The organism is Nocardia spumae, from assembly GCF_020733635.1.
Taxonomy (GTDB): Bacteria; Actinomycetota; Actinomycetes; order Mycobacteriales; family Mycobacteriaceae; genus Nocardia; species Nocardia spumae.
The window spans coordinates 1,138,053-1,145,647 of the sequence record NZ_JAJFZL010000001.1; the positions used below are offsets into that span (position 1 = coordinate 1,138,053).

The 7,595-nt window shown below is 67.5% G+C and carries 9 protein-coding genes; 3 read left to right on the top strand and 6 right to left on the bottom strand.

Annotated elements, in window-relative coordinates:
• Positions 1-49: 49 nt before the first annotated feature.
• From LKD76_RS04680 to LKD76_RS04695, 4 genes are all read right to left on the bottom strand, one after another.
• Positions 50-1,096 carry a Dyp-type peroxidase gene (locus LKD76_RS04680; RefSeq protein WP_227979706.1) on the bottom strand — a complete coding sequence of 349 codons (1,047 nt, stop codon included), beginning with the start codon at positions 1,094-1,096 and terminating at the stop codon, positions 50-52.
• Positions 1,097-1,188: 92 nt separating this feature from the next.
• Entirely contained in the window at positions 1,189-1,515 is a 327-nt protein-coding gene (locus LKD76_RS04685; protein ID WP_227979707.1) for a cupin domain-containing protein, read from the bottom strand.
• Positions 1,516-1,656: 141 nt separating this feature from the next.
• Positions 1,657-2,163 carry a dihydrofolate reductase gene (locus LKD76_RS04690; protein WP_227979709.1) on the bottom strand — a complete coding sequence of 169 codons (507 nt, stop codon included), beginning with the start codon at positions 2,161-2,163 and terminating at the stop codon, positions 1,657-1,659.
• Positions 2,160-3,023 (bottom strand): thymidylate synthase, encoded by an 864-nt coding sequence (locus LKD76_RS04695; RefSeq protein WP_227979710.1) that lies wholly within the window; start codon positions 3,021-3,023, stop codon positions 2,160-2,162. The genes LKD76_RS04690 and LKD76_RS04695 overlap by 4 nt, the downstream gene beginning before the upstream one ends.
• Positions 3,024-3,043: 20 nt before the next feature.
• Between LKD76_RS04695 and cobF the strand changes: the two genes are divergently transcribed.
• The 3 genes from cobF to LKD76_RS04710 all read left to right on the top strand — a co-directional run bounded on the left by cobF (position 3,044) and on the right by LKD76_RS04710 (position 5,787).
• A complete protein-coding gene (cobF, locus tag LKD76_RS04700) occupies positions 3,044-3,796 on the top strand; it encodes a precorrin-6A synthase (deacetylating) (RefSeq protein ID WP_227979712.1) in 753 nt (250 codons plus the stop codon).
• A gap of 118 nt (positions 3,797-3,914) precedes the next feature.
• On the top strand, positions 3,915-4,865 hold the full coding sequence (locus tag LKD76_RS04705) for a hypothetical protein (RefSeq protein ID WP_227979714.1): 951 nt from the start codon (positions 3,915-3,917) through the stop codon (positions 4,863-4,865).
• A 55-nt stretch (positions 4,866-4,920) separates the two neighbouring features.
• A complete protein-coding gene (locus LKD76_RS04710; protein ID WP_227979716.1) occupies positions 4,921-5,787 on the top strand; it encodes an Fpg/Nei family DNA glycosylase in 867 nt (288 codons plus the stop codon).
• Between the two features lie 4 nt (positions 5,788-5,791).
• Here LKD76_RS04710 and LKD76_RS04715 read toward each other — a convergent pair whose 3' ends face one another.
• A complete protein-coding gene (locus tag LKD76_RS04715) occupies positions 5,792-7,297 on the bottom strand; it encodes a carboxylesterase/lipase family protein (RefSeq protein ID WP_227979717.1) in 1,506 nt (501 codons plus the stop codon).
• Between the two features lie 16 nt (positions 7,298-7,313).
• Complete coding sequence (locus LKD76_RS04720; RefSeq protein ID WP_227979719.1) at positions 7,314-7,559, bottom strand: DUF2630 family protein; 246 nt, start codon at positions 7,557-7,559, stop codon at positions 7,314-7,316.
• Between the last annotated feature and the right edge of the window lie 36 nt (positions 7,560-7,595).

A 7,595-nucleotide genomic window follows, 5' to 3' on the forward strand; every position in this document is an offset into this window, starting at 1 on the left:
TCTGGGCCCTACGTGGTGACGCGGGCCGCCTCCTACGGGGCCTGACCGCTCATCCCGGAGTTCTTCTCAAGGTGCCGATTCCGAGGGAGCCGTCGCCGGGCGGCGCGGGCGCGGACAGCTCTGCCACACCGGATGCCTCGTCCACGAGGTCCTGTTCCCGGTTCCGGACGGGGGCATCCGGGAGTTCGTCGAAGAACCCGACGGGCGGGGTGAAGAACAGGGTGCCGGTGATGGCGGTGGAGAAGTCCAGAATGCGGTCGTAGGGCGCCTCGTCGCTGCCGAGGAACATCCGCACCAGCATGCGTTCGGTGACATCCGGCGTGGCCGCGTACGCGATGTAGTACGTGCCGAACTCGCCCTCGCGCACGCTGCCGAAAGGCATATTGGCGCGCAGGATCTGCCGCTCGGTGCCGTCGGGGTCGACGAGGGTGTTCACCGCGACATGGGAATCGGCGGGTTTGTCCTCGTCGGACAGCTCCAGATCCTCGAGTTTGGTGCGGCCGATGACAAGCTGCTGCTCCTCGACCGTCAGCGCACTCCACGCGTCCAGATCGTGCAGGTACTTCTGCACGATAACGTAACTGCCACCGGCGAATTCGGGATCTTCGTCGCCGATCAGGGCCGCGGCCACGGCGTCGGAACCCTCGGGATTCTCGGTGCCGTCGACGAATCCGAGCAGATCGCGCTGCTCGAAGTAGCGGAACCCGACCGTCTCGTCGATGATCGTGGCCGCGCCACGCAGGCGCGAGTCGATCACCATCGCCAGCTCGAAGCAGGCATCCGGCATATCGCTCTTGATGTGGAAGAGCAGATCGCCCGGGGTAGCCGGGGCCTGATGGCGCTCACCCGCGTATCCCGGGAATTCGTGCAGTTCAGCGGGTTTCGGGCCGGCGAAGAGCCGGTCCCAGGCCGTGGAGGAGATGCTGGTGACGCAGCTCAGGTGCGCATCCGGCACCCGGAATCCGACCGACCGGCGCAAACCGGCGAGATCGGCGAGGAAATCGCGAACCGCCTGCTCGCCGCCCTCGTCGATGGTGGCGACGAGGAAGGTCGCGGCACGCGAGAGCGGATCGAGGATCGGCTGCGGCTCACCCATGATCAACAGGGTACGGTGCCCGGCCGACAGTCCGCGCGCACGGTCGGCGGCCGGCGGTGCCCGGGCGCCCTACCTCCGGTGGCCGAGCGGGCTCATTTCGCAACGGTCAGCAGGAATGCCGCATCGTCGATCGCCTTCACGCTGTGCCGCGCCGAGGGAATCACCAGCAGATCGCCCGGTGATCCCTTCCACTCGTTGGTGCCGCTGATCATGATCAGAGTTCCGGTGAGGACCTGGAGCGTGGCCTCGCTCTGGGTTTCGTGTTCGGCCAGGCTCTGTCCGGCGGTCAGCGCGATCACGGTCTGGCGCAGGCTGTGGGTGTGGCCACCGTAGATGGTCTGCGAACTACGTCCACTCGTGGCGGATGCGGCGATTTTCAGCTGCTGGCGAGCCACCGCCGTCAGCGATTTCTTATCCATGATCTGCCTCTCGCGGTTCCGCCGGATCGGGCTCTGGTCACAGGCTGGATATCGGTGAGTATGCCGGACCCATCTCGCACGGTCGGGCGTTTCGCCGATGCGATTCGGGTTCGATACCTGCCGTGCCGCCCGAGCGCCGGATCAGCCGACGGTAGCGGGTGCGCTGTCGCGGGCGAAGCGCCGGATGCGGTAGCGCAGCCCCGTACGCGACTGCGCCCACGGCGAGCTCTCGACGCGCCAATCACCCTCGATCGCGGGCGCGTACGCATCGCCGGAGATCTCGGCATCGATATCGGTCACCATCAGATCGGTCGCGTAATCCATTGCCTCGCGATAGATTTCGCCACCGCCGATGATCCAGACGGTCTCGGCGCCGGCCAGTGCGATCGCGTTCGGGATCGAATCGGCGCGTTCGGCTCCGGGCGCCGACCAGTCCGGTTGGCGGGTGATGACGATATTGCGCCGGCCGGGCAGGGGCCGGAACCTCGCGGGCAGTGAATCCCACGTGCGCCGTCCCATCAGTACCGGATGCGTCCCGGTGACCATTCGGAAATGCGCCATATCCTCGGGCACCCGCCAGGGGATGGTGTTGTCGGCGCCGATCACTCCGGCGGCCGTCTGTGCCCAGATCAATCCGACCCGGCTCATACCGCCACCGGTGCCTTGATCGCCGGATGGTGGCGGTAGCCGAGTACTTCGACATCTTCGAAGGCGTAATCGAACAGCGTCGGCGCGGGCCGCAGATGCAGCCGAGGGAACGGATACGGGTCACGGGTCAGTTGTTCCCGCACCTGATTGTCGTGATTGTCGTAAATATGGCAATCGCCACCGGTCCAGATGAAATCGCCCGGTTCGAGTTCGGTCTGCTGCGCGACCATATGGGTCAGCAGCGCGTAACTGGCGATATTGAACGGCACACCCAGAAACAGATCCGCGCTGCGTTGATACAACTGACAAGACAATCTGCCGTCGGCCACATGGAATTGGAAGAAGGCGTGGCACGGTGCCAGCGCCATTTTGTCCAGTTCGGCGACATTCCACGCGGAAACGATGATGCGCCGCGAATCCGGATCGGTGCGCAGCGTATGCAGCACCTCGGAGATCTGATCGATGTGATTGCCGTCGGGGGTCGGCCAGCTACGCCACTGCACCCCGTACACCGGGCCGAGTTCGCCGTGCCGATCGGCCCATTCATCCCAGATGGTCACGCCGTGTTCGTGCAGCCATTCGATATTGGAATCGCCGCGCAAGAACCACAGCAGTTCGTACACGATCGATTTCAGATGCACTTTCTTCGTGGTGATCAGCGGAAATCCCGCCGACAGGTCGTAGCGCAGCTGGTGACCGAAGACCGACCGGGTGCCGGTCCCGGTGCGATCCGCCTTCGGAGTGCCGTGCTCGAGGACCAGTCGCAACAGGTCCTCGTATTGTGTGTCCGGTCTCCCGGATTCGACGCCGCCGGTGGTGTGCGCACCGGAAGCGGTGGGGTTGGTTGGTGCGCCGTCCATGACTGGCAAGCTTAGTCACCGTGCGAAAGCTCTATGTGATCGGAATCGGCGCCGGCCATCCCCGGCAGTTGACGGTGCAGGCGATCGAGGCGATCCGGCAGGTCGAGACGTTCTTCGTCATCGGCAAGGGCGAGCGCAAACGGGAGTTGGCCGAGGTTCGCGCCGCCATGCTGGCCGAATACGCCGATCCCGCGCACCGGGTGATCGAGATCGCCGATCCGCCCCGCGATCGTCGCGTCGACGACGCCGATGACTACCGCGAGGTGGTCGCCGACTGGCACCGGCGCCGGGCCGGGCTGCTGGCCGATGCCTTCGACGGCACAGCCGGGATCGGCGGAATCCTGGTCTGGGGCGATCCGTCGCTCTACGACAGCACCCTGCGCATGGTGCAGCGCGTCCTCGACGGGGGCGCGCAATTCGAGTACACGGTGATTCCGGGCGTGACCAGCGCTCAGGCGCTCGCCGCCGCCCATCGGGTGGTACTGCACGAGATCGGTGAACCGGTGCACATCACCACCGGTCGCCGATTGCGGTCCGAGGGAGCGGCCGCGGACGGAGCGACGGTCGTGATGCTCGACGGGGAATGCTCGTTCACGCACCTGCCCGATGACGATCTGCATATCTGGTGGGGCGCCTATCTGGGCATGCCGGACGAAACGCTCATCGAGGGCCCGCTGCGCGCGGTGGCGGATTCGATCGTGCGGCGGCGCGACGAACTGCGCGCGGACAAAGGCTGGATCATGGATATCTATCTGCTGCGCCGGGCGGTTTAGTCGCCGACATCCCCGCGGGAATTCGTCTTCTCCGGAATATATCGATCTCGATGTGATCCATACCACCGTCCGGTGCGAATAACTGTCATCGAATCGGTATCCGACTTGGAGGTTGTTCATGGCAGGGCGGCACTCGGCGACATCGGGACAGTGGTACAAGCGCGGTGGATCTCTACTGGTCATCGGCGCTCTGCCACTGAGCGTGGCGCTATGGCAGACGGCACCCGCGGGGGCGGAAGCGCCCGACGCGCCGGCCGCCCAGCCCGGCGCAGCGTCACTGGATGCCGCGCTGGCCACCGCCACTCAGATCCTGTCGCAGCCCGATCCGCTCGGCGCGGCCGCGCAGGCCCTCGCGCAGGCCACCGCCCCGGGGCCGCGGCAGTTCCGTCCGGCGTCGGCCGCCGATCCGTCGGTCGCGCCGATCGCCGACGCTCAGCCCGCCCCGGCGGCGAATCCCGCGGTGGCGGCGGCCGGCGCCGGATCGGGCCGTAACGTGGTGAACGGCACTCGCGCGGTTCCCGATCTCGCCGCACCGGCCCCGGTCGATCCCAGCGCGCTGCATATGCCCGACCTCGGACATATGGCGCCGGCCGTAGCGCCGATCAAGGCGCCCGACAATACGATCCGGATCGGTTCGGTCGTGACACCGCGGCCCGATTTCCTCGATCCGCAGCTCACCGCGCAGATCAACGATTCCGCGGCGCAGACCGAGGCCGGGCTGGCGCAGGGATTGGACTCCGCCGGATTCGAGCCGTCGCGGTCGGATCGTATCGCCGCGGACACTCTCGGCGGCGCCGTGATCGGTTCCAGTGTCGGCAACATCGTCAGCAGCCCGATCGCATCCACCAGCGCGCTGATCGGCGGTGTCGCCGGACTGATCGCCGGTGTCCCGTTCCTGCCCGCGGGCCTGGTCGTGATGCCGATTGTCGGCGCCGCCATCGGTTACGCCGTGATCGCGGCACCGGCCGCGGCCGCGGGCGCCGCGATCGGCGCCGGAGTGGGCGCGATCGAGGGCGCGGTCGCCCCCGGTGTCGCCGCACCGCAGCAGACGGCTCCCGCCGCGGTGTAGTACGCCGCGCGGCGCGAGCCGCCGGATTGTCGGTGCTCGCCGGTAAGCTGCGGGAGTGCCCGAGTTGCCGGAGATCGTGGCGCTCGAACAGTTTCTGGTCGAGCATGCCGTCGGCGCGGTCGTCGGGCGGGTCGATGTCGCGGCACTGAGTGTGCTGAAGACATTCGACCCGCCGGTGACCGCGCTGTCCGGCCGCGACGTCACCGGTGCCGGGCATTGGGGTAAACATCTCGGTCTCGATTGCGACGGGCTGTGGCTGATCACCCATCTGTCGCGTGGCGGCTGGCTGCGCTGGATCGACGAACCCGGCGCGGCACCACCGAAACCGGGTAAGGGACCGCTGGCCCTGCGCGTCCACTTCTTCACCCCGGAAGGCGCTACCCCGGCCTTCGATCTCACCGAGGCCGGAACCAAGAAGCGGCTCGCGGTCTGGATCACCGCCGACCCGCGGTCGGTTCCCGGGATCGCGCGGCTGGGCCCCGACGCACTCGAGGTCTCCGAAGACCGGTTCGCCGAACTACTGGCCGGAACCTCGCAGCGGTTGAAGACAGTGCTGGCCGATCAGACGGTGCTGGCCGGGATCGGCAATGCCTACTCCGACGAGATCCTGCACGCCGCAAGGCTTTCCCCGTTCGCCACCGCGTCCACCCTGGGTCCGGATGCGTCCGCCGAGCTGTATCGGGCGATGCGAGACATCCTCACCGATGCGATCACCCGGTCCGTCGGCCAGGACGCGGCCCGGCTCAAGGGGGAGAAGCGCTCGGGTATGCAGGTGCACGCGCGGACCGGGCTGCCGTGCCCGGTCTGTGGTGACACCGTCCGCGAGGTCGCCTACGCCGACAAATCCTTCCAGTACTGCCCCACCTGCCAGACCGGCGGCAAGATCCTCGCCGACCGGCGGATGTCCCGGTTGCTCAAATAACCGGTCAGACCAGCGCCGGAACCCGAACCCCTTGCCAGGCAAGGCGTTTGCTCTGATTCGGATCGACCTCCACCCGGGCGGGACTGTCGATGATCCGGGTATTGCGGCGCTGCTCGGTGTACTGCGGCCAGGACGGCAACGGCTGCCCCTTGCGCGCGAACGACAGCCAGTTGTCCTGGAATTCGCGCTGCACCTGCAGGAAGTCCCGATACCCGCCGAGCGTGGTGAGCCCGCGCCCGATGGCGCTGTCCACCCCGCCGAACACCGGAATCAGATCCAAGGCGTGCGTGGCGCCGAAACCCGCGAGATGGACTGCGCGCGGGGCGAAGTCGAGGCGGTAGGCGTAGGTCGGAGCGTGGCGGCTGTGGCCCTCCAGCACCTCGATGGTGGGCCGCCAGAAGACGAAGTCACCGCCCATGCGCACCGCCACCCGCCGATCGGGATAACCGGGATAGGCTGCCACGACACGCTTCTCGATCTCGGCATCACCGCAGCGCGACAGCGCGACGTGGAGTTGGCCGGCGGTGGTGGGCAGGGACCGATCGTAGCGTTTGAACAGCGTCGCCTCATCGCGATTGGTGCCGATGATCAGCGGGACGGCATGGGCCTGCCCGGTGCTGATCGCCTCGATCGGATCCAGCGGCAGGAATTCGCCGTCGACGACCGGGGCCGCGGGGAAGCTGCCCGGCTGCTGCCACAGCACCTCGCCGATCGCGCGATCGGCGGCCTTGCGGATGTCGTTGGAGCCGGCCGTGGTCAGGGCTTCGACGGCCCGATCCGGCGTAGCGCCGAGATTGTCGAGACAGCGCCGGGCGAAAACCCGGGCCGCCGCCGAGGTCAGCGACCAGTCCGCCGGCGCGCTCTGGGCGATACCGCGATGGAAGAGCCCGGCCGCGGCGGGTGTGGCCAGCAGGCTCACCACCGCATGCGCTCCGGCCGATTCGCCGAAGACGGTGACATTGTTCGGATCGCCGCCGAACGCCGCGATATTGCGCTGCACCCACTGCAGCGCCGCCACCTGATCGCGCAGCCCCAGGTTGGACTCGAAAGGCCGTGTCGCGGTCGAGAACTCGCTGAAATCGACATAGCCGAAAGCGCCCAGCCGATAATTCAGCGACACCACGATCACGTCGCCGCGCAGGGCCAGCCGGGCGCCCGAATACAGCCGCAGCGCCGAGGTGCCCAGTACGTATCCGCCGCCGTGGATGAACACCATGACCGGCCGGGGCGCGGTGGCCGGCTCCGCGGGTGCCGTGACATTGAGCGTCAGGCAATCCTCGCTGGTGGGCTGTGGCTGCCGGGGCCCGATCCGGGCGCCGTCGCGCTGCTGCATCGCCGCGAAACCGTACTCGGTGGCCGGGCGCACGCCCGACCAGCTCTCCACCGGCTGCGGAGCCCGGAAACGCAGGTCACCTACCGGCGGTGCGGCATACGGGATGGATCGCCACTGTGCGATCCGACGCCGGCGGAGACCGCGGACAACGCCGTCGGCGGTCGTGATGTCAACCATTGACCGATGGTAACCGTTACTGCAGATACCCTTCGACCTGCTTGACGGGGTTGGCCTGGGCCTCGTCCGGATTCGCGCCCTGGTCGATCCGCGCGCGACGCTGCCGCAGCAGATCCCAGCACTGATCCAGCATCACCTCGAGATCGGCCAACTTCGCACGCTCGGCCTCCGGGTCGAGCTCTCCGCTGGTGGCCTTGGACCGCAGCTGATGTTCCTGCTTCACCAGGTCCTGGATATGGGCGAGGATGTCCTGTTCGGTCATGAGGCCATGGTACGGCGGGAGAGGTAGGTCGGGTGG